Annotated in this window: 1 protein-coding gene and 1 pseudogene; one reads left to right on the top strand and one right to left on the bottom strand. The window is 61.3% G+C overall.

Going from position 1 to position 1,402, the window contains the following annotated elements; translation table 11 throughout:
* Positions 1-600: pseudogene (locus DYI24_RS26600) on the bottom strand (GGDEF domain-containing protein); the annotation flags it as partial.
* A gap of 372 nt (positions 601-972) precedes the next feature.
* Here DYI24_RS26600 and DYI24_RS26595 point away from each other — a divergent pair.
* Positions 973-1,161: a histone gene (locus tag DYI24_RS26595; RefSeq protein WP_107343646.1), complete on the top strand. Its 189-nt coding sequence runs from the start codon at positions 973-975 to the stop codon at positions 1,159-1,161.
* Positions 1,162-1,402 lie beyond the last annotated feature (241 nt).

The following is a 1,402-nucleotide window of genomic DNA, read 5'->3' as shown; positions in this document are numbered from 1 at the left end:
TGTCATCGACAGGAACACCAGCGCCAGCACCAGCCCGGCCTGGAAGTCGTTGAAGTGAACCAGCGAGAGTTCGCCGCCGACGCCCATCATCGCCGCGATGGAGCGCACCACATAGACCGCTACGATCAGGCTGGCGATCACGCCCGCCATCCGTGCGCCCGGGTTGCGCCGCCCCACCTTGGACATGACCAGCGGCAGCGTTAGGGCAGTTGGGATCAGCTGTGCCATCGAGTACACGACGATCCGCATCGCCATCGAGTCGACGACAAAGATGAAGAAGCTCAGCCCAGCCGCGACTGCGCCCGTGACGATGAACGCCATCGTCCACGGCACGCGGCGGCCGTAGAACTCGTACATGCCCATCGCGGACAAACAGCAGGCGAAGACCACCAGTGTGCCGCCGCCGATCAGCGAGAGTTCGACATTGATCACGAGGCGGAGCATGCCGACGACCGCGCCCGTCGCGAGCACGAAGCAGGCTGCCGTCATGTAACGGGCGGGCGTGAAGTTCGGATAGTTACGGGTGACGTGGACCCACACCAGGCCCAGCGAAACGAAATTGATCAGGAAGACGATCCAGAGCGTCGGCATGCTCAACATGCGTGCCTCCACTCGATGGAGGCCACCCAACCTCCGATTGTTATCTGTCGTCCGCCCATGACTACTCCCAAAGTTGAGCGGAGGGTGCGCCGCGAGCGTTTAACGGACTCTGATCATGCTTCGCAAAAATACGAGTTGGTTTTGAAACGGTGAACGGCGCCGCACCATTGCATGACAGCCGCTGTTCACTCGCCATTAACGATGCGAATTGCGCGAAATAAGCGAACAATTGTGGATAACAACGCGAAATATCTTCGTCAGCCGATAGAAGCGGCAGCGAATCTGTTCCGATCAAAACGGAGGCGGTTGCAAGATCGGCGAGCCCGGTCCCGTCTCGCGTGGCGTTAGTATCCATCAGCTCGAGAGGACGAGATGGCGAAGAAAGCCAAGAAGGCGAAGACCGTCGCCAAGGCCAAGAAGGCCAAGACGGTGAAGAAGGCCGCCAAGAAGGTCACGAAGAAGGCGACGAAGAAGGCCGCCAAGAAAGCGACGAAGAAGGCGACCAAGAAGACCGTGAAGAAGGCCAAGACGGCTAAGAAAGCCAAAAAGGCCAAGAAGTAACTGCCACGGAGGCGCCCCGGCGGGGCGCCTCCGCCGGCCGCCCACGGCATCGACGGCCAGAGCGGCAGTCCGAGGCAGAGCGGCTCTGCGGCTGGCGGACTTGCCCGGCGGCAGTTTTGGGGGCATAGCCGGCTTCAAATGCGGCAGCCGCTCTTATAGGGTCCCGCCGACGTTCCTGCCGGCACCCGCCGCCCCAACCCCCAAGACCGATGAAGATCACCCAAGCGTTCCGCTTCGAAGC

It is taken from the genome of Rhodopseudomonas sp. BR0C11 (assembly GCF_010820945.1).
GTDB lineage: Bacteria > Pseudomonadota > Alphaproteobacteria > Rhizobiales > Xanthobacteraceae > Rhodopseudomonas > Rhodopseudomonas palustris_H.
The sequence above is the reverse complement of the archived record's forward strand: the minus strand, read 5'-3'. Positions and strand labels throughout refer to the sequence as shown.

What these genes read in the sequence shown, in the direction of transcription:
- DYI24_RS26595 (WP_107343646.1), top strand. Translation starts at nt 973, where the DNA reads ATGGCGAAGAAAGCCAAGAAGGCGAAGACCGTCGCCAAGGCCAAGAAG.